This is a genomic window from Buttiauxella sp. AC038 (genome assembly GCF_979253565.1).
Map to the genome: position 1 here is coordinate 374361 of NZ_CEEDCQ010000001.1, position 24021 is coordinate 398381.

Genomic DNA, 24021 nt, shown 5'->3' on the forward strand with positions numbered 1-24021 from the left:
GGAAAATATTCTGAATATGTTAAAAAATAGTGCGATTAACGGACGAGGTGTGATTAAGCACTCAATTCTATGAAACGAAGATTTGCCCTTCCATAAATGGAAGGGCAAAAGACATTAATGCACTTGCGGATCTGCTGGGGATGCGTTGTTGCGGATCTCTGCAATGTCCATGGCGTTGAACACGTAGTGATTACCGCAGTAGTCACAGTTCATGTCGATTTCGCCTTCTTCTGCAATGATGCTATTCACTTCTTCATCAGGCAGAGTTCTTAGTGCATCGGCACAGCGTTCGCGTGAACAGGTACACTTAAATTCAACGTTTTGAGGATCGTAAAGTGTCACTTCTTCTTCGTGGTACAAACGCCACAGCACGTCATTAGCTGGTAGGGTCAACAACTCTTCAGCCTTGATGGTTTCAGTCAGTGCCGCCAGGTGGTTGAAATCGTCAGCCTGTGCGTCTTGCGCTGGCAGAACTTGCAACAACATGCCACCCGCTGCTGGTTTGCCTTCAACATCACCAGTGCGGATAAACAGACGCGTTGGCAACTGCTCGGAACGTAAGAAGTAATCTTCCAGACATGCCGCCAGAGTATCACCTTCAAGCCCAACAACACCCTGGTAACGCTCTCCTTGAGCCGGGGTGATAGTAATGACCAGATAGCCATTGCCAACCAACGTTTTTAGATCCGCATCGGCAGGGATATCACCTTTAAAACGCGCAACACCACGCATTTGCTGGTTATTGTTGCCGTTAATCACTGCGAGGGTCATAGGACCATCACCCTGCAATTGCACAGTGATATCACCATCAAACTTCAGCGTTGCAGTCAGTAGACTGGTTGCGACCAGCAATTCACCAAGAATGGTTTTTACCGGGGCTGGGTAATCATGGTTTTGCATGATTTGCTGCCAGGTGTCGGAAACCGTTACCAGTTCACCGCGAACGGCAAAGTTTTCAAACAGGTAACGATGTAGTTGGTCGTGTTGGGTCATAATTTTCTCTCATTCGGATGACATCTTTTATTCGTTGCCACCGTGTTTAAATTTCATCAAATCACGACGCTCTTTTTTATCCGGGCGTCGGTCGGGGTGGGGCATGGTCAGCGCGTTCATTTTGCGTGCCAGCGCTACTTTTTCCCGCTTAGTGATACTTTCCGCTGTCTCTTCATAAAGCTGCGAGGCATCGGTGGCCGGGCGGCGCTGTTCAGTTAGCGCCAGCACTTTAACGGTTTTCTCGTCATTGCCCTGGCGTAGCGTCAACATGGCATTCAGCTCAACGATTTTACTCGGTTTGCTGCGTTGCCCGTTGTAATGCACCTTACCGCCTTCAACCATTTCCCGAGCAATAGCTCGCGTTTTATAAAAACGTGCAGCCCACAGCCATTTGTCGAGACGCACACCTTCAGACGATTTTTCTTTCATCACGACTCCTTAGATATCAACTTCGGGAGTAGTCGGCGATAGTCGTTCAATGCCGGATGATGTTGGTAAGTTTTGTCAGCCTGGCCAGAATCGGGATTGGTCACGCCCAGGCAATAACGAATACCAAACTTCGCGGCAGAGTCCAGAATAGCTTCGCTATCGTCAATAAATAGCGTTCTGGCGGGTTCCAGCCCGGTATGCTCGGCAACGGCTTGCCACAACCGCTGATCTTCTTTCGGATAACCAAATGTGTGGGTGGAAAGCAATAAATCAAGGTGTTGGCCTAAACCGGTATGTTCAAGTTTGATGGCCAGATTATGTGGATGGGCATTCGTCAGTAAGATACGCCGCTTGCCGCAGTCTTTCAGGGCATTAAGGAACGGGACGGTATCTTCACGCAGCACGGCATTTGGCCCTTGCGTGGTGGTCATTGCACAAATATCCAACCCCAGACGCTCGCTCCAGTAATCCAGACAGTACCAGTTTAGCGTATGTTGCACGGCGTGATATTCGCGGGCAATCAACTGATGGGCTTCATCCAGTGGAATGTTTCTTTGCTCACTGACTGTTTCTGGCACCAATTTTTGCCAGAAGTGGCTATCGAACGCGAGATCCAGCAATGTGCCGTCCATATCGAGCAATACGGTATCGACATCCTGCCAGGCAATATCAATATGCATAGGTTCGGACCTGATTAGAGGAGACTGCGCGACAGGTTAGCACAACCTGCCGCGTGACGTTTAGAACAGCGGGCGTACAGCGGAGATCGTGGTTAACGATGGATTTATACAGTTATCGTAGTACTGCTGGATTTGCGCCAGGCGATTGCGGCTGCGGCGGTAGCGGCGAATCGCCAGCACGCCGTTAATGAGCAGACAGGCAATCATGCCGATAAGCAACAGTGTAGTACTGATGTAGCGCCACAGGCTGCTGCTATCCGGGATTTTATGCAGGGTGATGTGCTGCGTACCGTTTGCATCCTGATAGATGCCGGTAATAATTCCCTCGGCACTAAACGGCGTTTTAAGCAGCATATCGGCTAGACGCTGGAATTCACTCCACTGCTCCTGGGCCGGAATGTCATACAACGGAACCGGTGGCAAAGGCTGGTCTACGAGATCACTTCCTTCATCGCTAATAATCACATACCCAGCAGGAGCAGGACTGTTCAGAGACTGTGCGGCACGTGCTGTTTCACGAATAAAGAATGGCGCTGTCGAGGTGGTGACCAGGTTATCTAGTGACTCGGCACTGACCGGTCGCAGCAGAACATTTACGCCTGTAAGTTTTCCTGAATCTGCCTTTTTGGTCAGCGTATCCCAATCCTTGGTATTACCCAGATTGACTAGCGCATTTTTCAGGCGAACACATTCATCTTCTGCGGTACATAGCGCCTGCGTTTTCAGCACAATACCGGCGAAATCATCCAACAACACCATGCCTGATTTTTGAATAGCACTACGTAGCTGCGGGTTTACTTTCGAATCGTCACTGGTTTGCGGATGAATTTGCCCACTCACCGCCTGAGTCAGTGCTGTGGCTTTATCCATGATATCGGATTCAGGCAACGGCAACGCCTGCGCGTTATTCCAGATGATTTGCGAACAGTCGAAGGGGGTAAACGGATAAGATTGTCGATTGGTATAATTACTAGGCGTGTGGATATTGCACATGCCAGTACCGTTTACTTTCAGCGTATCACCAACACGGAGTGTCGTTTTATCGAGGTCTGCTACGGTGGTTGCTTCGATAGTTTGCGCGCCTTTTAGCTTGGAGATACTCAGTTTTAAAGGCATCTCCAGCGGCACCCAAATTGTCAGCATGATCAAAACGGCCAGGCTTCCAATGGCAATCACCAGATTGCGAACCCAATGCTGAATAGGGAAGTTGCGTACTTCGTCATGCAGTGACAGGAATCGACCCTGGCGAATCACATGCCTGTCGAGATAAATATCAATATCGGTTTTTTGCCCAAGGTCCTGAGCAACATATGGTTGCCAGTGCGCAGGGTAGATCAGGTCAATTATCCCCAAAGAGATATTGTTAATCTGATCCTGATTCGATTCCCCAAAAAGCCCCCAGCGCTTAGGTGTACCGCGTAAACAGTGGACCTCACGTAGAGCATTTTTTGCCGGAGGAGCAAACAGGCCCCAAAGGCTCGCAGCCAGTAGCATAAATGCACCACCGACTAGCCATGGCAACACAACTGCAGGCGTAACCAGGCACAAAAACAGCATTACAAAGGCGACACAAATAAGAATGGCTTCGCGTAACCCATCGGGACGGCTCAGTGCATACTCTTCAGGTGTTTCCTGGCGGATATTGAGCAGCTCAATTTGTTCGCTTTCTTCGCCACGAATAGATGCCTGACTATGGGGCGTTTGTTCCAGTGCAAAACCACGATTTTCGCTGCTGTAGTCGATAAGCGTGTGCCCGTTAAGGGAGATAACCAACGGCATGGTTTCAGTACGAATCAACTCAACGTAGTTATCGTTACTAATGTACTGTTCCCAGAATGGTGGAAGATGCACCTCTACTGAATCAAGGTAATAGCGCCACTTATTCGGGTCGTCAGTTGATAAGCCATAGCGGGTGATGGAGCGTGTGAGAGCAAGTGCTGTGTTGCTCAGGGAATTTAATACTAGTTTTGTCGGTGCAGCACTGGCACCTGAAGGCCCCACGATATCCTGCGTGCGGTCTAATGATTCAATATAGTTTTCAACGGCATTGCGTTCGTCTGTGGTCAACTTGCGTGAAGTTGCACCGCTAAACGATGGGGCTTGTGAAGCACGAGCGCGTAAGCGCAGGCTGCGCCAGATAAGCCATCCCGCAATTAAGATGCAGGCCAGCATAGCAGCTAAAAGAAGTAATAAGGTGCTCATGCCTTCCCCATCAAACACTCGTTTTCTTATTAAAACGCAGCAAGTTGCACCCTTTATAGCATTTGGGTGTAAAAAACGTTATCGGCAGGTACGGCCTCAATCTTGAGGCATTTTTGTATGTATAGCCTGCTGTAACATAATGTTAGCAAAGCGACTTTACGAGAAATATCAGCAAATTCCTATTTCATTTGTCGTCTATTGACACGTGGCACAGGTCTTGAAAAATCACCTAAAGTTGCAAAAATGTAAATAATAACTAATGTCCGTTGCGTGAGATATGTGGCATAACGCACAATGGAGCACCTGCATTTACTGTTAGCCCAGCAACGATGAGCAAACCATTACAAAAACCGACCATTTTACATGTTGAAACCGTGGCTCGTTCACGGCTGTTTAATGTCGAAACGGTGGACCTGGAGTTCAGCAACGGTGTGCGCCGAGTCTATGAGCGTATGCGCCCATCTGCCCGCGAAGCTGTAATGATAGTCCCTATCGTTGATAACCATTTGATTTTGATTCGCGAATACGCCGTTGGTACGGAATCATATGAACTTGGCTTCTCTAAAGGGTTAATTGACCCGGGCGAGACTGTCTTTGAAGCAGCGAACCGCGAGTTGAAAGAAGAGGTTGGCTTCGGAGCTAATCAGCTGACATTCTTGAAGAAATTGACAATGGCACCGTCCTATTTCTCCAGCAAAATGAACATCGTGATTGCTGAGAATCTCTATCCAGAATCTCTGGAAGGTGATGAGCCAGAAGAACTACCGCAAGTGCTTTGGCCGATAGAGTCAATGCTTGATCTGCTAAATGAGGAAGATTTTAGCGAAGCGCGAAATGTGAGTGCGCTTTTCCTCGTGCGTGAATGGTTGAAAGAGCAGGGGCGTTTGTAACTTTTTCTCTTAAAGCCCGTTTCAAGGTGAAACGGGCTTTAACACTACCTAGAACAGCTCGTGGGTCTCGCCGTTATCAATTATCGTAGTCCCTACTTCATGCACAGCCTGCTGCGTCGGTTGGGTGCCTTCAATAAAGAATTCAGGACGGCTATTCCCGCCATTAGCAAGTTGCCCGGTGCTGCGATCGATATTGACCGTAACAATGCCTGGTGGCGGCGTTAACGGCTCTTCCGGAACACCTTCCAGTGCGGCTTTCATAAACTCATCCCAGGCTGGTTGAGCACTCTTCGCCCCACCTTCATAACCTGAAATTTGGTCCTTAATCGCCCCTGATGCTGATGTACGTCCAAGGTCGCGACGATGATCATCAAAGCCAATCCAGACAGATGTCACCACGCCCGGTCCGTAGCCTGAGAACCATGCATCTTTCGAACTGTTTGTCGTACCGGTTTTGCCGCCGATATCATTGCGTTTCAAATCACGCCCTGCTCGCCAGCCAGTACCTTGCCAGCCTGGTTCGCCAAAGATGTTTGAGTTCAACGCACTCTTAATCAGGAACGCCAGTGGGGTGTTGATAACATGTGGCGCGTATTCAGGCGGACTGCTCTGTGCAACTAACTCCGTATTCGCTTGTTCAAGCTTCGGCATTGGAACGCTAACGTTCTGTTTTTCCTCAGACTGTGCGACGTCTTCGACATTCTGATTTTCCAGCACGTTAGACTTTTGCGTTTCACCGTAAATCACCGGGATATCACAATCCGGGCAAGCCACTTTCGGTTTCGCTTCAAAGATTGTCCCACCGATTTCATTCTCAATTTTAGAGATGTAATACGGGTCAACCAGGAAGCCACCGTTAGCCATCACCGAGTAACCGCGCGCAACTTGCATTGGTGTGAAGGATGCCGAGCCTAACGCCAGCGATTCGGTATGCACGATGTTTTGCGCAGGGAAGCCAAAGCGTTGCAGATATTCAGCCGCATAATCCACGCCCATCGCGCGCATTGCACGTACCATTACCACGTTTTTCGACTGACCAAGACCCTGACGCAATCTTATTGGTCCGGAATATTCTGGTGGAGAGTTTTTCGGGCGCCAATCGGAACCCGCACCAGCATCCCAGCGCGAAATTGGCACATCATTGAGCACGCTTGCCAGCGTCAAACCTTTGTCCATTGCCGCTGTGTAGAGGAATGGTTTGATGTTGGAGCCAACCTGACGTAATGCCTGCGTTGCGCGGTTGAACTTGCTCTGATTGAAATCAAAGCCACCGACCAGGGCGACTACAGCACCATCATGTGGGTTGATGGAAACCAGGGCGGAGTTCACATCAGGGATTTGTCCAAGCCACCAATTATCATCGACTTTTCGCACCCAGATTTGCTGCCCGGCCTGTACTACATCGGTCACTTTTCGTGGCGTTGGGCCCTGAGCAGTATCTGAACGATAAGGACGCGCCCAGCGCATGCCGTCCATGTTGATGGAAACGGCGCTGCTATCCGCCAACAATGCGGTAGCTTCATTCGGTGATGCTTGCGTAATCACAGCAGGGAAAAGTGGGCCGTAGACCGGTAGATTCTTTAACGAATCGACAATCTTCGTTTTGTCCCACGGTGTTTCACCTACTTTCCACAGCACGTTTGATGGGCCGCGATAGCCGTGGCGCATATCATAGGCCATAACGTTGTTACGTACGGCTTGTTGCGCGGCTTGCTGAGTTTTGCGAGTGATGGTGGTGTAAACCTTATAACCATCTTCGTAGGCCTTCTCACCATACTTAGCAACCATGTCCTGGCGGACTAATTCAGACAAGTAAGGTGAGGAGAACGCGATTTCCGGTGCGTGGTAATTCGCATCGATTGGTTGATTTCGCGCTTCATCGTATTGCGCCTGAGTGATGTAGTTCTCACTCAACATACGCGATAACACCACATTACGGCGGGAAGTTGCGCGATCAAGCGAGTACAGCGGGTTAAAGGTTGACGGTGCCTTTGGCAAACCGGCAATGACCGCTATTTCACTCAGGCTTAACTCATCAACTGACTTCCCAAAATAGACTTGTGCTGCAGCACCCACGCCATAAGCGCGGTAACCGAGATAAATCTTGTTGAGGTAAAGTTCGAGGATTTCGTCTTTGGTCAACAATTGCTCAATACGAATTGCCAGGAACACTTCTTTTATCTTACGCGTCAGCGTGCGTTCAGGACTTAAGAAGAAGTTACGTGCCAACTGTTGGGTGATAGTACTTGCGCCCTGCGATGCATGACCAGAAAACAGTGCCACGCTGGCGGCACGGAATATCCCAACCGGATCAACACCATGGTGTTCGTAAAATCGGCTGTCTTCCGTCGCAATAAACGCTTTCACCATCACTGGCGGAATTTGATCGAGCGTTACCGGAATACGGCGCTTCTCACCATATTGCGCGATTAACTCGCCATCAGCCGTATAAACCTGCATTGGAATTTGCAGTCGCACGTCTTTCAGCGTGGCGACATCAGGCAACTGCGGCTCAATAAATTTGTAGAGCCCGAAGATCGAGCCTGCTCCCAGCAGAATGCAACAGACTGCAAGGATTAATAAATACTTTACGAACTTCACCTTAAATTTCCCATTACGTTTCCATTGGGCAGTTTATAAACAACCGCGCGGTAGTATAAAGGCAAGCCAGTGGCATTGGTATGGCATTTTCCGTAACCGGCGATAAGGAGATCGTAAACATGGTATTCACAACCTGGCAAATTGGCATGGATATTCAACACGAAAGCATTCGGGTTGTGGCTGTTCAGCGCCAACGGCAAGGGTGGCAACTTCGGCATTGGTGGCAATTGCCATTGCCTGAAGGCACCTTTAGCGACGGGCTAATAATGAATACTGAAGCGCTGACTAAAGCACTGGTGGAGTGGCGAAAAGAGTTACCGCTACGTCACCAGATACGCATCTCTTTTCCTGGGTCACGGACATTACAACGCCCGGTCCCGGCACCCGATAAACGTTTGTCTGAACCCGCAAGAGAAGCTTATATCGCCTCAGCAACTGCCCGCCAGTTGCAGATGACATCGGCTCAATTGTGTTGGGATTATTTACCGTCACAAGATGTTGCTGATCCACATTTGATAGTAGCTGCGCGCCAGACAGATGTCGCTGCGTTGCTCAAAAGTCTGGCCGCGATAAGGCTATATCCGGCGACAGTAACCCCTGGAGCCAGCGCATTGCCGGCACTCGTTTCTCCGTGTCGGCTGGAGAAATGTCAGTACCTGGTTCATCAAGAACAGGGCCATTGGTTATGGTCTTCTAATGAGCCTGTGCCACGTTGGGGATGGAGTGATACCAATGCAATACCAACAATTTTCGACTTGTGTCAGCAATTAAAAACCGAGCCTGAGTTGGTTGCATTGAGCCAGGTGCAATCTTCACCAGTTCCGGCGAATATTTTATCTTTGGATGCCTGGCGAGCGTTTTACCGTTTGCAGCCTCCATTACCTCGTAATGGCTCTGAATTTACGGTCGCGATAGCGCTGGCGATAGGTAGGGTATTCAGCTAATGCGCCTGATTAATTTACTACCGTGGCGCCAGATACAGCGCCAGCAACGTGTACGCCGCTGGAGCCTGTTATTCAGCCTGGTTTTGGTGCTTGTGCCGTTGCTTGTAATGGGAGGGCGGCAGTTTGCCATATGGGAAATTCACCAACAGCAGGCACGAAAAGATTACCTGACAAGTATGCAATCTGCATTGCAGCATCTCTATCAACAGCGGTTGGTTCTGCAGAAGCAGAACCAAGAAATACTGCGCTTGCAGCGCATTCGTGAAGCGCAGCAAAAAGCTATCCGGATATGGGAAAAACGTTTGATCCGTATCGCTAGCATTATGCCAGATGGGGCCTGGCTGTCTTCCTTAACAATGCAAAAAGGGCAATTGATAGTAAAGGGCCGCACCAACCTTCTTGACGATTTACAGGGGCTGGAAAAGGAGCTTGCTCATCTTGAAGGTATTTCTACAGTTCGGACAGGTGCGGTCCAGCACGAAGCCCAGGGCGGCTTTGGTTTTGTTTTCACCTTAACGATATCTGAGGTGGCAAATGCCCTGGTTAATTGAACGCTGGCTGAGTGGCCCAGGCTGGAGGCGTGTGGCGATATTTGCTGCCGTAACGGGCTTAGTCACAGTTGCTGCCTGGATGAGTTTTATACGGCCACATCATTCTCATTTTTCTCAGTTAGAAGCAGACAGCAAGCAGACAACTCAACGCATTGCTGAGTTGCAACGCAAAATCCTTCAAGTTTCACCTTCTGAATTGCACGTGCGTTTATCTAATTTACGGGCATTTTCCATAGCGGAGTTCGTTGGGGAATCAAGGGGCAAGTTGCTGAAATGGCAGCCTGAAAATAAGGAGGGAACACTGGAAATTCTTTTGCCATGGGAGGAGCTACCGAGTTTATTTATCAGGCTTGCAGAATATCGAGTGGTATCGGGGCACTCTTTCACCATTACTGCACAAGGTGGCTTGCTCAAGCTTATGATGAAAATGGAGTTTTCCGATGAATCGTAGCATTTTTTGGGTAGGATTGATGGTCATTCCAACTGTGAGTGCTATGCCTCCAAACCCCTTTCAGCAGCATATTTCTCCTTGTGAAAAACTGACCGAGCAGTTGGCGGCCTGGGTATTACAGGGAGTAATCAGTTCGCCCACTGCGAGTACTGCGTTGATGCTCAGTCCACAAGGTATCGGGCAGCGAATCAAAGTAGATAAAGAGCTCTTTCCCGATGTACGCATTGAAAATGTCGGGGTGGGGTATGTGGTGGCGAGGGTTAATCCTGCCTGCAAACCCTCTTCTTATCGTTGGGACATAAAAGGAAAAACATATGCCATGGATGCGGGTATTTCTTCTGGTGTTGGCTCTGCCTCTCTCCTGCCAGGCAGGTAAAGGCATATCTCTGGTCTTGGACAATGCGCCGGTAACCCAGGTTTTACAGGCATTAGCTGAAAACCAAAACGTTAACCTTATGGTTGCTCCAGGGGTGGATGGAGTACTTTCGCTTAACTTGATTGATGTGCCGTGGAAACAAGCATTTGAATTGGTATTGAATAGTGCGGAGCTTAGCCAGCAGCGGGAAGGTAATGTAATACAGATTTTTCCGAAGGCTCGCTTACGTGAGCAACAAGCGCAAGCGGTGGAGCAGCGAAAACAACAGGCACTTGATCAACCTATGTTCTACCAGGTCTTTACTCCTCATCATGCCGATGTTGAAGATTTATCGACATCACTAAAATCTGGTGGAAATAAGTTGTTGAGTGCTCAGGGTAATATCACGGCTGACAAACGCACTAACCGGCTGATTGTGCGAGATAACAAGGCAGTGCTCAAACAGATTGCTGACTGGGTGAAAGAAATGGATTTGCCAATTGGGCAAGTGGAAATTTCAGCCCATATTGTCACTATCAACCAGGATAAGTTACGTGAGCTTGGCGTGAAGTGGTCAACTGCCGAACAAAAAGGGGAAAGTAAGCTTCATCAGACCACAGGCTTTTCAGCCGATCTTTCTGTCAATAACGCTACCACAAAGGTTGGTTTTAACATCGCTCGAATAGATGGACGACTGCTGGAGCTTGAATTGTCTGCTCTGGAACAACAGCAACAGCTTGAAATCATTGCCAGCCCGCGCCTGATGGCGGCACATCAACAGCCTGCCAGCATCAAGCAAGGTACGGAGATCCCTTATCAGGTATCCAGTGGCGAGAGCGGGGCAACTGCAATAGAGTTTAAAGAAGCTGTTCTGGGGATGGAAGTGACGCCAACTATTCAGTCAGATGGCAATATTCGTCTAAAATTGCGCATTAGCCAAAATATGCCTGGCCGTAGCATTCAACAATCTGATGGTGAAGTTTTGGCCATAGACAAGCAAGAAATTGAAACTGTTGTTGCGGTGAAAAATGGCGAAACCCTTGCCCTTGGCGGGATCTTCCAGCAACACAACACTGACAGCAGCGACAGCGTCCCTTTGCTTGGCTCAATACCTATTGTGGGCAGCCTGTTTCGCCATGATGCAAAAAATCATCAACGCCGTGAATTAGTGGTATTTATTACCCCTCGACTTATCCCTGTTTCGTAGCGTTTTCTTTCCTCATCGTGCAGTTTTTCTTTGAAACGTTGCCCAGGTGTTTGACGGCAGAGAGGAATTAGCTTACAAGGTGTACCGTTTCGAGAGGCTGGTTGCTCAAGTCTTGTGACAGATAACCCCGATTCATGCATTTTCTTCTTCATAAGAAGGCTGGGGAATATAATCGGTTGCCAAACCACCTTGAGTATTGAGATAATTTTCAGTCTGACTCTCGCACTATCGCTTATGAGGTTTCAGTTCATGTCCCGCTGCACCTGGTTGTAACAGGGCGGGTTTATCATCAACGAATTGTCTTAGTAGTACCGAAAAAATGGCAGAGAAACGCAATATCTTTCTGGTTGGGCCTATGGGTGCCGGCAAAAGCACTATTGGGCGTCAGTTAGCTCAGCAACTCAATATGGAATTTTTCGATTCTGATCAAGAGATTGAGAAACGTACCGGAGCTGATGTGGGCTGGGTATTCGACGTTGAAGGCGAAGACGGCTTCCGCGATCGCGAAGAAAAAATCATCAACGAACTCACTGAAAAACAGGGCATTGTGCTGGCAACTGGCGGCGGTTCTGTAAAATCTCGTGAGACCCGTAACCGTCTCTCAGCCCGTGGAGTTGTGGTGTATCTTGAAACCACAATTGAAAAACAGCTTGCTCGTACGCAGCGTGATAAAAAACGCCCACTACTGCAAGTTGAGACTCCGCCGCGTGAAGTTCTTGAAGCCTTAGCTCAGGAACGCAATCCTCTTTATGAAGAGATTGCTGATGTGACGATTCGCACTGACGACCAAAGTGCCAAAGTGGTTGCTAACCAGATTATTAATATGTTGGAAAGCAACTGATTCTGGCTTAATCGAAAAAAACGCCTGCGGGCTAAGCAACATCAAGGTGGACTTCGCGTTATGGAGAGGTTAACAGTCACTCTCGGGGAACGTAGTTACCCTATCACCATTGCTGCTGGGTTATTTAGTGACTCGGCATCTTTTGGGCCGCTGAAGGCTGGCGACCAAACGATGCTGGTGACCAATGAAACCCTGGCGCCGCTCTACCTGGATAAGGTGCGTGGCGTGCTGGAGCAAGCGGGCGTTAAAGTCGATTCCGTCATCCTTCCGGATGGCGAACAATTTAAGAGTCTCGCTGTATTAGACACTGTCTTTACTGCGTTACTTGAAAAGCCACATGGTCGTGACACGACACTCATTGCCTTGGGCGGTGGTGTCGTCGGTGACCTGACTGGCTTTGCCGCAGCGAGTTATCAACGCGGCGTGCGCTTTATTCAAGTTCCAACCACTTTGCTTTCGCAAGTGGACTCTTCTGTTGGCGGTAAAACAGCCGTTAACCACCCCCTAGGTAAAAATATGATTGGCGCGTTCTACCAACCTGCTTCGGTAGTGGTGGATCTCGACTGTCTGAATACTTTACCTGCTCGGGAGTTGGCATCTGGTCTGGCAGAAGTCATTAAGTACGGAATTATTCTCGACGGCGATTTCTTTAACTGGCTTGAAGAAAACCTGGATGCATTGCTTGCGCTGGATGGTAAAGCAATGGCCTGGTGTATTCGTCGTTGTTGTGAGCTGAAAGCAGAAGTTGTTGCCGCTGACGAGCGCGAAAGTGGCTTACGTGCTTTACTGAATTTGGGCCACACCTTTGGTCACGCTATAGAAGCAGAAATGGGCTATGGCAATTGGCTACACGGTGAAGCTGTTTCCGCAGGTATGGTTATGGCGGCACGAACAGCTCAGCGTTTAGGGAACTTCAGTGAGGCAGATGTGCAGCGCATTATTAAATTGCTGCAACGTGCCGGGCTGCCAGTTACTGGGCCGAAAGAAATGTCTGCTGCTGCGTATATGCCCCACATGATGCGTGACAAAAAAGTTTTGGCTGGTGAGCTGCGCTTAGTGCTGCCGCTGGCAATCGGGAAGAGTGAAATGCGTGGCGGAGTTCCACACGATATCGTTTTGTCCGCCATTGCTGATTGTCAGCAGGCTTAATTATTAGAAATTTCGGTCGCTGAAGTCAGGCGATTTTTAACTTCAGGTTATGTGCTGAGTTTGAATTGCTGGCACAAGCCTTTGAGTGGGGTGTTAAATGGATGAATTTAAACCGGAAGACGAACTGAAACCCGATCCTAGCGATCGTCGTTCAGGCCGTAGCCGCAAAGCTGATGAGCGCGAAAATGAGCCGCAAATCAATGTCGATGATGTTGAGTTAGACTCTGATGAGCCTCGTCCAGCGCGTACCCGTCGTGCTCGTGATGAAGAAGAGTATGAAAACGACGACTCCCTGCAAGTTGACGCAGAAGAACGTCGCCCGGCACGTACCCGCAAAAAATCCGCTAAACAGAAAGTCCCGGTTTCCCGCCAGCACCTGATGATGGGCATTGGTATTCTTGTCCTGTTGCTGCTAATCATCGGAATTGGTTCGGCCCTGAAAGCCCCTTCTACTGATACTGAAACAGCGAATAAGAATCCGAACGCTGAAAAGAATATCGATTTGTCCGGCTCTGCTGCTGACCAGGCTAATGGCGCGCAACCGCAGCCAGGTGACACATCTGCTGCTAATCAGACCGAAACCGCAGGTAACCCGCAAGAAGTGACTCTTCCTGCAATTTCTTCAACGCCGTCTGATGCGCAAACTCAACCTGCGCCACAGGGCCAACAGCGTGTTGAAGTTCCGGGCGATCTGAATAATGCACTGACTCAACAGTCCGGCCAGATTGACAATGCAGTTACCAGCTCAACGCTGCCAACAGCACCGGCGACTGTCGCGGCAGTTGCAGGCAGCAATGGTTCAACAACGGCACCACGTCCGGTCGCGAAAGCAGAGCCAGTGAAACCTGCAGCGCCACGTCAGGAACGCAAAACGGCTGTCATTGAACCGCAACACAAAGCTCAACCAGCGAAGCAACAGCCTGCCGTGAAAAGCACAGTAACAGAGCCAAAACCTGTTGCTACAGCTAAACGCAGCGAACCTGTCACAGCGCCAGCACAGACTGCACCAGCTAAAGCGCCTGTCACTGCCGCAGCTCCGCAGCAAACTACAGCTGCACCGCAAGCAACAGCAACAACATCTGCACCAAAAGCGACAGCAGCACCGGTTACAGCTGCAACTGGCGCTGTCGCGGGTGATGCAGGCGCAATCAAAGGTGCGCCGGGTAGCCATTACACCCTGCAGCTTAGCTCTTCTTCAAACTCAGCAAACCTGAATGCATGGGCGAAGAAAGAGAATCTGCAGCACTATATGGTTTACCAGACTGTGCGAAATGGTCAGCCGTGGTATGTGTTGGTTAGCGGTATCTATGCCAACAAAGATGAGGCAAAACGTGCCGTTGCGACATTGCCAGCTGATGTGCAAGCCAAGAACCCATGGGCAAAACCTATCCATCAGGTTCAGTCTGATCTGAAGTGATGAACAAGCGCAGCCGCTGTTGGAACCTTTCCACAGCAGGAAAAGGTGTAAATAGTTAGGCAGCATGAAAAAAAATCGCGCTTTTCTGAAATGGGCGGGGGGAAATACCCCCTGCTCGAAGACATTAAAAAGTATCTGCCGAAAGGTGATTGTCTGATTGAGCCGTTCGTCGGCGCCGGCTCAGTCTTTCTGAATACTGATTACTCTCGTTATATCCTCGCAGATATTAACAGCGATCTGATTAACCTCTATAACATCGTCAAAACCCGTACGGATGAGTACGTTCAGGAGTCCCGTAAACTCTTTACTGCCGAGCAAAACGATGAGCAGGCGTTCTATCTCAATCGTACCGAATTTAACCAGTGCAAAGATGAGTTTCGTCGTGCATTGCTGTTTTTATATCTGAACCGCCATTGTTACAACGGCCTGTGTCGTTATAACCTACGTGGTGAATTCAATGTCCCGTTTGGCCGTTACATCAAACCCTACTTCCCTGAAGAAGAGTTGTATCATTTTGCCGAACGAGCGCAGAACGCCACATTCTTATGTCAGTCGTATGATGTCAGCATGGCGGATGTCAGTGCAGGGTCTGTTGTCTATTGCGATCCTCCCTACGCGCCTTTGTCGGCAACGGCTAATTTTACGGCGTATCACACCGATAGCTTTAACGCTGTGCAGCAGCAACATCTCGCGCAGTTAGCTGAAAACTTGCAAGGAAATCGCATTCCGGTGCTGATTTCTAACCATGATACGGAACTCACCCGGTTGTGGTATCACCAGGCCAAACTGCATGTCGTGCAGGTGCGTCGCAGCATTAGCCGGAATGGTGGAGCACGTAACAAGGTGGACGAACTGCTGGCGCTGTATAAAGTCAGTGCCTAAGACGTTTCGTCCGCAGTCTTTTTTGATTTGCTATTGGAGAAGCGGATGAAACAGTTTTTGATTGCCCCCTCAATCCTCTCAGCCGATTTTGCCCGCTTGGGTGAAGACACGGCTGCAGTGCTGGCTGCTGGTGCGGATGTCGTCCATTTCGATGTTATGGATAACCATTACGTTCCTAACCTCACTATTGGTCCGATGGTGTTAAAAGCCCTGCGTGACTACGGTATTACTGCCCCTATTGATGTGCATCTGATGGTGAAGCCCGTTGACCGTATCATTCCGGATTTCGCCGCGGCTGGCGCCAACATCATTACCTTCCACCCGGAAGCGTCAGAGCATGTTGACCGTTCCCTGCAACTGATCAAAGAGCACGGTTGCAAAGCAGGCCTGGTGTTTAACCCAGCGACATCGTTGAGTTGGCTTGATCACGTCATGGATAAACTCGATGTGATTTTGCTGATGTCCGTTAACCCAGGTTTTGGCGGCCAATCATTTATTCCACATACGCTGGAAAAACTGCGTCAGGTGCGTGAGCGCATTGACGCTTCTGGCTATGATATTCGTCTGGAAGTAGACGGTGGCGTGAAAGTCGACAATATCGCTGAAATTGCTGCGGCAGGTGCTGATATGTTTGTTGCCGGTTCGGCAATTTTCAATCAGCCAGACTACAAAGCCGTTATTGAACGTATGCGTAGTGAGTTAGCAAAGGTAAGTCATGGATAAGTTAAGTAAAATTCGCGGTATCGCCTTTGATTTAGACGGTACTCTGGTCGACACAGCATTGGGTCTGACGCAGGCAATGGACCAGGCGCTGTATGCACTGGAGTTGCCGACGGCGGGTGAAGACAATGTGGAAAAGTGGATCGGTAACGGTGCAGATGTGCTGGTTAAGCGTGCACTGACCTGGGCGCTGAAAGGTGAAGAGCCTGAAGCTGACCGATGCAGCATCGCTCGTAAATTGTTTGATGCCTACTATGCGCAAACAGCAGAAGAGGGCAGCTTCCTGTTCCCGGAAGTCGCTAATACGTTAGCTGTTTTGGCCGAAAAAGGCTTGCCGATGGGGCTGGTAACTAACAAGCCAACACCGTTTGTGTTACCGATGCTGGAAAGATTGGGCATTGCGCAATATTTCAAAGTCATTATTGGTGGCGATGATGTGGAAAACAAAAAACCGCATCCCGAAGCGCTGCATAAAGTGATGGAAGAGTTGAATCTTAGCGCGGAAGAACTGCTTTTTGTGGGCGACTCCCGCAACGATATTCTCGCGGCTCAAGCGGCTGGATGCTATTCCATTGGCCTGACTTACGGTTATAACTATGGTGAGTCCATCGAGTTGAGCAAACCCGATTACGTGTTTGACCATTTCAACGATTTACTGCCCGCGTTAGGGCTCTCTAACAAAGAACATCAGGAATAAGAACATGAGTAAGCCCATCGTCTTTAGTGGCGCACAGCCATCAGGTGAATTGACCATTGGTAACTACATGGGTGCGCTGCGTCAGTGGGTCAACATGCAAGATGATTACCACTGCATTTACTGCATCGTTGATCTGCACGCGATTACTGCGCGTCAGGATGCAACGCAATTGCGCAGCCGCACTCTCGACACGCTGGCACTGTATCTAGCTTGTGGTATCGACCCTGCTAAAAGCACCATCTTTGTACAGTCTCACGTGCCAGAACATGCACAGCTGGGCTGGGCACTAAACTGCTACACCTATTTTGGTGAGCTGAGCCGTATGACTCAGTTTAAAGATAAGTCTTCTCGTTATTCTGAGAACATCAATGCTGGCCTGTTTGACTACCCGGTATTGATGGCAGCAGATATTTTGCTGTACCAGACCAATTTGGTGCCGGTTGGTGACGATCAGAAACAACACCTGGAGCTGAGTCGTGATATCGCAGCACGTTTCAATGCGCTGTATGGCGACGTGTTTAAAGTGCCAGAACCGTTTATCCCGAAATCAGGCGCGCGCGTGATGTCTCTGCTTGAGCCGACCAAGAAAATGTCTAAATCAGATGATAACCGTAATAACGTTATCGGCCTGTTGGAAGACCCGAAATCGGTCGTGAAGAAAATCAAACGCGCGGTAACTGACTCTGACGAGCCACCTGTTGTGCGTTACGATCCGGTGAATAAAGCAGGGGTTTCCAATATGTTGGATATTCTTTCTGCGGTTACTGGTAAGCCTATCCCTGAACTTGAGCAGCAGTTCGAAGGCAAAATGTATGGCCACCTGAAAGGTGAAGTTGCTGATGCCGTATCTGGTATGTTGACTGAATTGCAGGAGCGTTATCACAATTTCCGTAACGATGAAGCTTATCTGCAGCAGGTGATGAAAGAGGGTGCTGAAAAAGCGCGTTCACACGCCAGCGTTACACTGAAGAAAGTCTATGAAGTGATTGGGTTTGTCGCACAGCCTTAATGACTTATGGCTCGTATACTCTCTTAATGGGGAGAATATCGTAGCTGTCTAATAATAAAAAACCGCCCTCTTAAATCCGGGCGGTTTTTTAATTTTTACTTCTGAACTATTATTGTGGAGTTGCTGGACCACAGCCACCAATGATTTTAGAAATAGAAATTGCTGGGTGCAGCAGATAATCATAACCACAAGATTTATCTTTGTTCTCAATGTGGCCTGTACAACCAGACAACAGAGCCAGGACAGCCAGTGCAGAAGCAGCTTTTACGAACTTGTTCATTGATATTCCCTATCATTAATTATTTGTATACCCGTCATCCTTCAAGCTGCATATGCGTTGGCTGCGTTTATTCACCCGAATCACTTACCAGAGTGAGCTTATCGGAATTCGCGCACTTGCCGCTTTTGTGCAGCTCGAATTATTTGGGGTATATGTAATGACCTTTCAAAAAGGTGGTTAATTATAGGGTTTACTAATGGTATTACTAAGTCTGAAATCAGACACGTTATTGTATGAAATAAATATTGCTTATGATGATTGGTAAAGTAATTAAATGCTTGTAAACAAAAAAGGCTTGCCGAGAATACTCGGGCAAGCCTTTTTGTTATCTTAAATAAGAATTAATGATTCGAGAACCAGTTTAACTTATCGCGCAATGCAACGACTCGGCCGACAATAATTAATGCCGGGCTTTCAACCTGCGTCGATAATTTACCAAGCTCACTTAATATTCCGCTGACCACGCGTTGTTTGACCGCAGTGCCATTTTCAACTAACGCGACAGGCATTTCCGCGGACATACCGTATTGAATCAGTTTCTCCTGGATAGCAGGAGCCTGGTTTAAGCCCATATAGAACACCAGCGTCTGTTTTTCTGCAGCCAGGTTTTCCCAGTCCAACTCACCACCAGTTTTCAGGTGCCCGGTAATGAGACGTACGCTTTGCGCATAATCGCGGTGAGTTAGCGGAATGCCGGAATAAGCTGAACAGCCGGATGCTGCAGTAATTCCTGGTACGACGGAGAACGGAATGCCCCCATCGCACAGAGTTTCTAACTCTTCGCCACCGCGTCCAAAGATAAACGGGTCGCCACCTTTCAGGCGTACCACACGTTTACCGCTTTGCGCTTCACGCAACAGGATCTGGTTAATCTCTTCTTGTGGGACACAGTGATAACCCGCGCGTTTACCAACGAATATGCGGTCAGCATCACGGCGCACCAGGTTCATGATATCGTCGGAAACCAGGCGGTCATAAACCACCACATCGGCCTGCTGGATTTGCTGTAGCCCTTTGAGTGTCAACAGACCCGCATCTCCTGGGCCTGCGCCGACTAAAACAACTTCACCACGATGATCTAAAGGCGTGGCAAACATCGACTCAGTTTCTTTATCGATAGCCTGCTTGTCTTCGTTTGCCAGATATTGTGCCAGGCGGTCGTTTGTGAAGAATTTTTCCCAGAATCGGCGACGCTCGCCCATGGTTTTGAAATTCGCTTTTACCCGGCCACGCAGCGTCCCGGCATAAGCGGCAATTCTCCCCAAATGTAGCGGTAGAATGGCTTCGAGTTTTTCACGCAGCAGGCGGGCAAGAACTGGGGAGGTACCGCCGGATGAAACAGCTACCATCAGCGGTGAACGGTCGATAATCGACGGCATAATAAAACTGGCTTGTTTTGGGGCATCGACGACATTACAGAAAATACGGCGGGATTCGCACGAATCGCTGACTTGCTGATTCACCACATCGTTGTCTGTCGCGGCGATGGCCAGCCAGCAAATATCGAGCAGTGCGACGTCGAACTCACCCTGAACCAGGGTAATCATGCCCTGTTCCGCCCACACATGAAATTGCGGGGAAAATTCCAGGGCATTTACAGTGACTTGTGCACCTGCCTCCATCAACAAACGCGCTTTACGTTCTGCAACATCGCCACCACCGACTAGTAGGCAGGCACGACCTTGCAATTGACAAAATATAGGCAGGTGATCCACGTTCAATCCTCAAAAGAAATTAGTTGCGGGCAGTCTCCGGCGCGGTGACTTGCGCAGGCTGGGGACGCTCGGCTTTTGGAGTAGCATACCAATAACCCAGACCCATGAATACTACGCCAGAAAGGGTATTCCCAAGCGTTACCCACAGCAGGTTGTGGCCGATTCCCGCCATAGTGTATGCATCGCTGTGATGACCAAACCAGGACAGAGCAAACAGTGTTATGTTGGCGATGGAGTGTTCATAGCCGGACGCGATAAATGCCAGTAGACACCACCAGATAGCAATGAATTTCGCAGCACCTTCAGTACGGACCGCCATCCAGATTGCCAGGCAAACCAGCCAGTTACACAACGCACCTTTAAAGAACAGCACCATGGCTGGAGCCGAAGTTTTTGCCAGCGCCGCGGTGTGAACCAGGCTTGTGTCTAACGGCAGTAGACTACCGCCGCCCCATTTGTACAGCAGGGCAACAAACACGGAGCCAATCAGGTTACCCAGCCAGGTTTGCGGCAAAATGCCCCACATTTGACCATGGGAAATGGTGCCTGCTTTAACACCAAAAGTCAGGAACATAGTATGGCCGGTGAATAATTCAGAGCCAGCGATGATAACCAGTGTCAGGGCGATACCGAAGGTCGCTCCCATCACTAGTGGGCGCAAAGATGGCTCGACCTGGTTACCGAGGGTGAATATTAGAATGATCCCAAGGCCCACGTATGCACCAGCCATTGCGGAGCTGATCCAGAAACCAAGCGGGTTGTTTTGCGACAATCGGGCAATACGGGCGGCATTCGCCGCGCATTTATTAATGGTATCGGTGAACATTTTTGTTATCCCAACAAATTGAAAGAAAAAGAGAATCTAAAAAATCGCAGAGGGAAGAGTTTTATGTCCTCCGCTCTACGATGAAGCCTCAAGGACTTGTTTTAAGCTTTAATCTGAACCTGGCCGTCCTGAACGCGCGCTGGGTAGTGCGCAATTGAGCGGCTCTCGTCTTCCATGCACAGTCCGTCTCGCAGTCTGAAGTGCTGCTTTTTCAACGGACTGGCGACCCAAAGTTCGCCCTGGTGTTCGGCGATAAGGCCACGAGATAACACGCTCGCTTCGAAGAACGGGTCAATGTTGTTGATGGCGAAAACCTGGTCGTCATTGCGTGGGCGGAAAATTGCAATTTGCTCATTACCTACCAACGCGCAAACACCGGTAGCTGGCAGGATGTCGTTTAACTGGCAAACAGTAGTCCACTGGCTCATACATTTTCCTCCACTTCTTCTACCAGGGTGACCGGGATACGCTCGTATGGTGTCGCTGGGCGATGCTGTTCACGTTCAGGAACAATTTGTACGTTCGGGTCGCGCACCGGGCTGTTGATAAAGTGTTTGAAGCGGACCTGAGCTTCTGGTGTGTTGACTGTCTCAGTCCATTCGCAAATCACTTTCTCGCGCAGGCGTTCCAGTTCGGCTTCAAGTTGAGCGTTCAGGCCCAGCTTGTCTTCGATGATGACTTGTTTCAAATACTCAATGCCGCCTTCCAGGCTGTCGAGCCATGGCGCAGTACGAGTCAGTTTGTCTGCGGTGCGGATATAGAACATCATGAAACGGTCGAGATATTTGAGTAGCGTTTCACTGTCTAAGTCAGCAGCCAGTAAATCGGCGTGGCGTGGTTTCATCCCGCCGTTACCGCAGACATACAGGTTCCAGCCTTTTTCGGTTGCGATAATCCCGACGCCTTTACCCTGTGCTTCCGCACATTCGCGAGTACAGCCAGAGACACCAAACTTCATTTTGTGTGGGGTGCGAATGCCTTTATAACGGTTTTCCAGCTCAACGCCGAAACCAACGCTATCGCCAACGCCATAACGACACCAGGTGCTGCCCACACAGGTTTTAGCCATACGCAGTGCTTTCGCATACGCGTGGCCTGTTTCAAAACCGGCTTCAATCAGCTGACGCCAGATCTCGGGTAAGTCATCTTTTTGCGCGCCAAACAGGCCGATACGTTGGGAACCGGTGATTTTGGTGTAGAGATTGAATTCGCGAGCGATACGGCCCACTTCCATCAAACCTTCAGGGGTAATTTCCCCGCCCGCAGAACGTGGAATAACGGAGTAAGTGCCGTCTTTCTGGATGTTGCCCAAGAAGTTGTCGTTGGTGTCCTGAAGCGGCGTGTGCTGTGGTGCCAGCACATAGTCGTTCCAGCAAGAAGCCAGCAGGGAACCGACGGTCGGTTTACAGACTTCGCAGCCGTAACCTTTGCCGTATTTTTGCAGCAACTCGTCGAAGGATTTAATACCTTCAACGCGGATAAGGTGATAAAGCTCCTGGCGTGAAAACGCGAAGTGTTCACATAGGTTATGGTTAACTTCGATACCTTGTTTGCTCAGCTCAGCGTTCAATACCTGAGTGATCAATGGGATGCAGCCACCACAGCCTGTACCGGCTTTGGTTTCCGCCTTCAGTGCAGCAACAGTATGGCAGCCGTTGTTGATGGCTTTAACCAGATGCCCTTTGGTGACATCGAAGCAGGAACAGATCTGCGCGCTGTCCGGGAGCTTATCAACACCAATGGCTGGTTTGCCGGAGCTTGCATGGGCTGGCAGAATCAGCGCATCCGGGTTTTCTGGCAGCTCGATGTTATTGAGCACCAGTTGCAGCAGGTTGCCGTAATCGCTGGTGTCGCCCACCAGAACCGCGCCGAGCAGGGTTTTGTTGTCGGCACTGACAATCAGGCGCTTATAAACTTCTTTGCTTTCGTCGAGATAAACATAGCTGCGGCAATCTGGGGTGCGGCCATGCGCATCACCAATCCCGCCCACATCTACGCCGAGTAATTTCAGCTTGGCGCTCATGTCTGCGCCTTCAAAGGCGTTTTCGGTGCCAAGCAGGTGGTCAGCGGTAACCTGGGCCATTTTGTAGCCAGGGGCGACCAGGCCGAATGTGCGGTTATTCCAGCTGGCACATTCGCCGATGGCGTAAATGTCCGGGTCAGAAGTCTGGCAGGTATCATTGACCGCAATACCGCCGCGTTGACCTGTTGCCAGGCCGCACTGGGTAGCCAGTTTATCGCGAGGGCGGATACCGGTTGAGAAGACGATAAAGTCGACTTCCAGATCCGTACCGTCAGCAAAGCGCATGGTTTTACGCGCTTCATTACCAACCTGAACGATTTCCTGGGTGTTTTTGCTGGTATGAACCCGCACGCCCATGCTTTCGATTTTATTGCGCAGCTGCTCGCCGCCCATGCGGTCGAGCTGCTCGGCCATTAACATGGGTGCGAATTCGATAACGTGCGTTTCAACGCCAAGGTTTTTCAGTGCGCCTGCGGCTTCAAGACCCAGCAAGCCACCACCGACTACGGCACCGCGCTTGCTGCGGCGGGCACATGCTTCGATGGCGTTCAAATCTTCGATAGTGCGGTAGACGAAACAGTCTTGTGTTTCAGAACCTTTAATCGGCGGGATCCACGGGTAAGAACCGGTCGCCATCACCAGTTTGTCGTAATACACGGTACGACCGGTATTCGAGTGGATCACTTTTTCCTGGCGGTTAATGGTGATAGCGCGTTCGCCAACCAGCACATTTACACCGTGTTTCTCGTAGAAGCCGTCACGAACCAGGGATAATTCTTCAGCAGTATGATGGGAAAAATAGGAAGATAAATGCACGCGATCGTAGGCTTTGCGCGGCTCTTCACAGAAAACAGTAATGTCGAATTGGCCTGGCTGGGCTTTATCAAGTAAGTCCTCGATAAAGCGATGGCCGACCATGCCATTACCGATGATTGCGATTTTGACTTTGCTCATAATTGCCTCAATTTCTTTTCTATTACTGCCTACCTTAACGATTCAGCAATGGCGATTATTGATACAAATCAAATACACCTTTATATACCTCTTAATGGGTATATTGCTGATTTTAGTGGGTTTTTCTAAGTTGCGGAAATGTTTAGCTATTCGCGGGAAGACAATAAATGTCCCCATTTTGCCTTGTGTGCTATGAAATAGGGGC

The 24021-nt window shown here is 49.5% G+C and carries 22 protein-coding genes and 1 pseudogene; 13 read left to right on the top strand and 10 right to left on the bottom strand.

Going from position 1 to position 24021, the window contains the following annotated elements; translation table 11 throughout:
• Window positions 1–114 precede the first annotated feature (114 nt).
• From hslO to AC0IXI_RS01735, 4 genes are read right to left on the bottom strand one after another with little or no spacing between them, the layout of a single operon-like run.
• Window positions 115–993: an Hsp33 family molecular chaperone HslO gene (gene hslO / locus AC0IXI_RS01720; protein WP_064514340.1), complete on the bottom strand. Its 879-nt coding sequence runs from the start codon at window positions 991–993 to the stop codon at window positions 115–117.
• 27 nt (window positions 994–1020) lie between these two features.
• On the bottom strand, window positions 1021–1422 hold the full coding sequence (gene hslR, locus AC0IXI_RS01725) for a ribosome-associated heat shock protein Hsp15 (RefSeq protein WP_064514338.1): 402 nt from the start codon (window positions 1420–1422) through the stop codon (window positions 1021–1023).
• Window positions 1422–2102: a GMP/IMP nucleotidase gene (gene yrfG / locus AC0IXI_RS01730; protein ID WP_471681860.1), complete on the bottom strand. Its 681-nt coding sequence runs from the start codon at window positions 2100–2102 to the stop codon at window positions 1422–1424. The genes hslR and yrfG overlap by 1 nt, the downstream gene beginning before the upstream one ends.
• 60 nt (window positions 2103–2162) lie before the next feature.
• On the bottom strand, window positions 2163–4304 hold the full coding sequence (locus AC0IXI_RS01735; protein ID WP_134185666.1) for an intracellular growth attenuator family protein: 2142 nt from the start codon (window positions 4302–4304) through the stop codon (window positions 2163–2165).
• Between the two features lie 329 nt (window positions 4305–4633).
• Between AC0IXI_RS01735 and nudE the strand changes: the two genes are divergently transcribed.
• The gene (nudE, locus tag AC0IXI_RS01740; protein WP_134185664.1) at window positions 4634–5194 is read left to right on the top strand and encodes an ADP compounds hydrolase NudE; all 561 of its coding nucleotides are present in this window, start codon (window positions 4634–4636) and stop codon (window positions 5192–5194) included.
• Window positions 5195–5242: 48 nt separating this feature from the next.
• Here the strand turns inward: nudE and mrcA are convergent, their stop codons facing one another.
• Window positions 5243–7795: a peptidoglycan glycosyltransferase/peptidoglycan DD-transpeptidase MrcA gene (gene mrcA / locus AC0IXI_RS01745; RefSeq protein WP_064514330.1), complete on the bottom strand. Its 2553-nt coding sequence runs from the start codon at window positions 7793–7795 to the stop codon at window positions 5243–5245.
• 80 nt (window positions 7796–7875) lie between these two features.
• Here mrcA and pilM point away from each other — a divergent pair, with 80 nt between their 5' ends.
• From pilM to trpS, 12 genes and pseudogenes are all read left to right on the top strand, one after another.
• Complete coding sequence (gene pilM / locus AC0IXI_RS01750; RefSeq protein WP_134185662.1) at window positions 7876–8739, top strand: type IV pilus biogenesis protein PilM; 864 nt, start codon at window positions 7876–7878, stop codon at window positions 8737–8739.
• Complete coding sequence (locus AC0IXI_RS01755) at window positions 8739–9290, top strand: PilN domain-containing protein (protein WP_471681861.1); 552 nt, start codon at window positions 8739–8741, stop codon at window positions 9288–9290. The genes pilM and AC0IXI_RS01755 overlap by 1 nt, the downstream gene beginning before the upstream one ends.
• Window positions 9274–9741, top strand: a complete 468-nt coding sequence (locus AC0IXI_RS01760; protein WP_471681862.1) for a HofO family protein — start codon at window positions 9274–9276, stop codon at window positions 9739–9741. Before AC0IXI_RS01755 ends, AC0IXI_RS01760 begins: the two co-directional genes overlap by 17 nt.
• Entirely contained in the window at window positions 9731–10117 is a 387-nt protein-coding gene (locus AC0IXI_RS01765) for a hypothetical protein (RefSeq protein ID WP_422569553.1), read from the top strand. Before AC0IXI_RS01760 ends, AC0IXI_RS01765 begins: the two co-directional genes overlap by 11 nt.
• Window positions 10056–11303, top strand: coding sequence for a DNA uptake porin HofQ (gene hofQ, locus AC0IXI_RS01770; protein ID WP_422569552.1), 1248 nt, complete (start codon window positions 10056–10058; stop codon window positions 11301–11303). The genes AC0IXI_RS01765 and hofQ overlap by 62 nt, the downstream gene beginning before the upstream one ends.
• 319 nt (window positions 11304–11622) lie before the next feature.
• The gene (aroK, locus tag AC0IXI_RS01775; protein WP_034460280.1) at window positions 11623–12144 is read left to right on the top strand and encodes a shikimate kinase AroK; all 522 of its coding nucleotides are present in this window, start codon (window positions 11623–11625) and stop codon (window positions 12142–12144) included.
• 60 nt (window positions 12145–12204) lie between these two features.
• Complete coding sequence (gene aroB, locus AC0IXI_RS01780; RefSeq protein WP_064514320.1) at window positions 12205–13293, top strand: 3-dehydroquinate synthase; 1089 nt, start codon at window positions 12205–12207, stop codon at window positions 13291–13293.
• Between the two features lie 97 nt (window positions 13294–13390).
• The gene (damX, locus tag AC0IXI_RS01785) at window positions 13391–14710 is read left to right on the top strand and encodes a cell division protein DamX (protein WP_471681863.1); all 1320 of its coding nucleotides are present in this window, start codon (window positions 13391–13393) and stop codon (window positions 14708–14710) included.
• Between the two features lie 64 nt (window positions 14711–14774).
• Window positions 14775–15592: pseudogene (dam, locus tag AC0IXI_RS01790) on the top strand (adenine-specific DNA-methyltransferase).
• A 45-nt stretch (window positions 15593–15637) separates the two neighbouring features.
• Window positions 15638–16315 (top strand): ribulose-phosphate 3-epimerase, encoded by a 678-nt coding sequence (gene rpe / locus AC0IXI_RS01795; protein WP_064514313.1) that lies wholly within the window; start codon window positions 15638–15640, stop codon window positions 16313–16315.
• Window positions 16308–17009 (top strand): phosphoglycolate phosphatase, encoded by a 702-nt coding sequence (locus tag AC0IXI_RS01800; protein ID WP_422569550.1) that lies wholly within the window; start codon window positions 16308–16310, stop codon window positions 17007–17009. The genes rpe and AC0IXI_RS01800 overlap by 8 nt, the downstream gene beginning before the upstream one ends.
• A gap of 4 nt (window positions 17010–17013) precedes the next feature.
• Complete coding sequence (gene trpS, locus AC0IXI_RS01805; protein ID WP_064514309.1) at window positions 17014–18018, top strand: tryptophan--tRNA ligase; 1005 nt, start codon at window positions 17014–17016, stop codon at window positions 18016–18018.
• A 109-nt stretch (window positions 18019–18127) separates the two neighbouring features.
• On the opposite strand, the gene AC0IXI_RS01810 is transcribed toward trpS, so the two are convergent.
• The 5 genes from AC0IXI_RS01810 to nirB all read right to left on the bottom strand — a co-directional run bounded on the left by AC0IXI_RS01810 (window position 18128) and on the right by nirB (window position 23816).
• Window positions 18128–18298 (bottom strand): DUF4223 family protein, encoded by a 171-nt coding sequence (locus AC0IXI_RS01810; protein WP_064514307.1) that lies wholly within the window; start codon window positions 18296–18298, stop codon window positions 18128–18130.
• A 341-nt stretch (window positions 18299–18639) separates the two neighbouring features.
• A complete protein-coding gene (gene cysG / locus AC0IXI_RS01815; protein ID WP_471681864.1) occupies window positions 18640–20013 on the bottom strand; it encodes a siroheme synthase CysG in 1374 nt (457 codons plus the stop codon).
• A 19-nt stretch (window positions 20014–20032) separates the two neighbouring features.
• A complete protein-coding gene (gene nirC, locus AC0IXI_RS01820) occupies window positions 20033–20839 on the bottom strand; it encodes a nitrite transporter NirC (RefSeq protein WP_471681865.1) in 807 nt (268 codons plus the stop codon).
• Between the two features lie 101 nt (window positions 20840–20940).
• Window positions 20941–21267 (bottom strand): nitrite reductase small subunit NirD, encoded by a 327-nt coding sequence (nirD, locus tag AC0IXI_RS01825; protein ID WP_064514301.1) that lies wholly within the window; start codon window positions 21265–21267, stop codon window positions 20941–20943.
• Window positions 21264–23816 carry a nitrite reductase large subunit NirB gene (gene nirB, locus AC0IXI_RS01830; RefSeq protein ID WP_471681866.1) on the bottom strand — a complete coding sequence of 851 codons (2553 nt, stop codon included), beginning with the start codon at window positions 23814–23816 and terminating at the stop codon, window positions 21264–21266. Before nirB ends, nirD begins: the two co-directional genes overlap by 4 nt.
• Window positions 23817–24021: the final 205 nt, after the last annotated feature.

Coding starts and splice junctions, on each gene's coding strand:
- nirC (WP_471681865.1), bottom strand. CDS start 20,839: ATGTTCACCGATACCATTAATAAATGCGCGGCGAATGCCGCCCGTATT.
- nirB (WP_471681866.1), bottom strand. CDS start 23,816: ATGAGCAAAGTCAAAATCGCAATCATCGGTAATGGCATGGTCGGCCAT.
- AC0IXI_RS01755 (WP_471681861.1), top strand. CDS start 8,739: ATGCGCCTGATTAATTTACTACCGTGGCGCCAGATACAGCGCCAGCAA.
- aroB (WP_064514320.1), top strand. CDS start 12,205: ATGGAGAGGTTAACAGTCACTCTCGGGGAACGTAGTTACCCTATCACC.
- nirD (WP_064514301.1), bottom strand. CDS start 21,267: ATGAGCCAGTGGACTACTGTTTGCCAGTTAAACGACATCCTGCCAGCT.
- AC0IXI_RS01760 (WP_471681862.1), top strand. CDS start 9,274: ATGCCCTGGTTAATTGAACGCTGGCTGAGTGGCCCAGGCTGGAGGCGT.
- yrfG (WP_471681860.1), bottom strand. CDS start 2,102: ATGCATATTGATATTGCCTGGCAGGATGTCGATACCGTATTGCTCGAT.
- AC0IXI_RS01810 (WP_064514307.1), bottom strand. CDS start 18,298: ATGAACAAGTTCGTAAAAGCTGCTTCTGCACTGGCTGTCCTGGCTCTG.
- hslO (WP_064514340.1), bottom strand. CDS start 993: ATGACCCAACACGACCAACTACATCGTTACCTGTTTGAAAACTTTGCC.
- nudE (WP_134185664.1), top strand. CDS start 4,634: ATGAGCAAACCATTACAAAAACCGACCATTTTACATGTTGAAACCGTG.
- damX (WP_471681863.1), top strand. CDS start 13,391: ATGGATGAATTTAAACCGGAAGACGAACTGAAACCCGATCCTAGCGAT.
- pilM (WP_134185662.1), top strand. CDS start 7,876: ATGGCATTTTCCGTAACCGGCGATAAGGAGATCGTAAACATGGTATTC.
- aroK (WP_034460280.1), top strand. CDS start 11,623: ATGGCAGAGAAACGCAATATCTTTCTGGTTGGGCCTATGGGTGCCGGC.
- rpe (WP_064514313.1), top strand. CDS start 15,638: ATGAAACAGTTTTTGATTGCCCCCTCAATCCTCTCAGCCGATTTTGCC.
- hofQ (WP_422569552.1), top strand. CDS start 10,056: ATGCCATGGATGCGGGTATTTCTTCTGGTGTTGGCTCTGCCTCTCTCC.
- AC0IXI_RS01765 (WP_422569553.1), top strand. CDS start 9,731: ATGAATCGTAGCATTTTTTGGGTAGGATTGATGGTCATTCCAACTGTG.
- AC0IXI_RS01800 (WP_422569550.1), top strand. CDS start 16,308: ATGGATAAGTTAAGTAAAATTCGCGGTATCGCCTTTGATTTAGACGGT.
- trpS (WP_064514309.1), top strand. CDS start 17,014: ATGAGTAAGCCCATCGTCTTTAGTGGCGCACAGCCATCAGGTGAATTG.
- AC0IXI_RS01735 (WP_134185666.1), bottom strand. CDS start 4,304: ATGAGCACCTTATTACTTCTTTTAGCTGCTATGCTGGCCTGCATCTTA.
- hslR (WP_064514338.1), bottom strand. CDS start 1,422: ATGAAAGAAAAATCGTCTGAAGGTGTGCGTCTCGACAAATGGCTGTGG.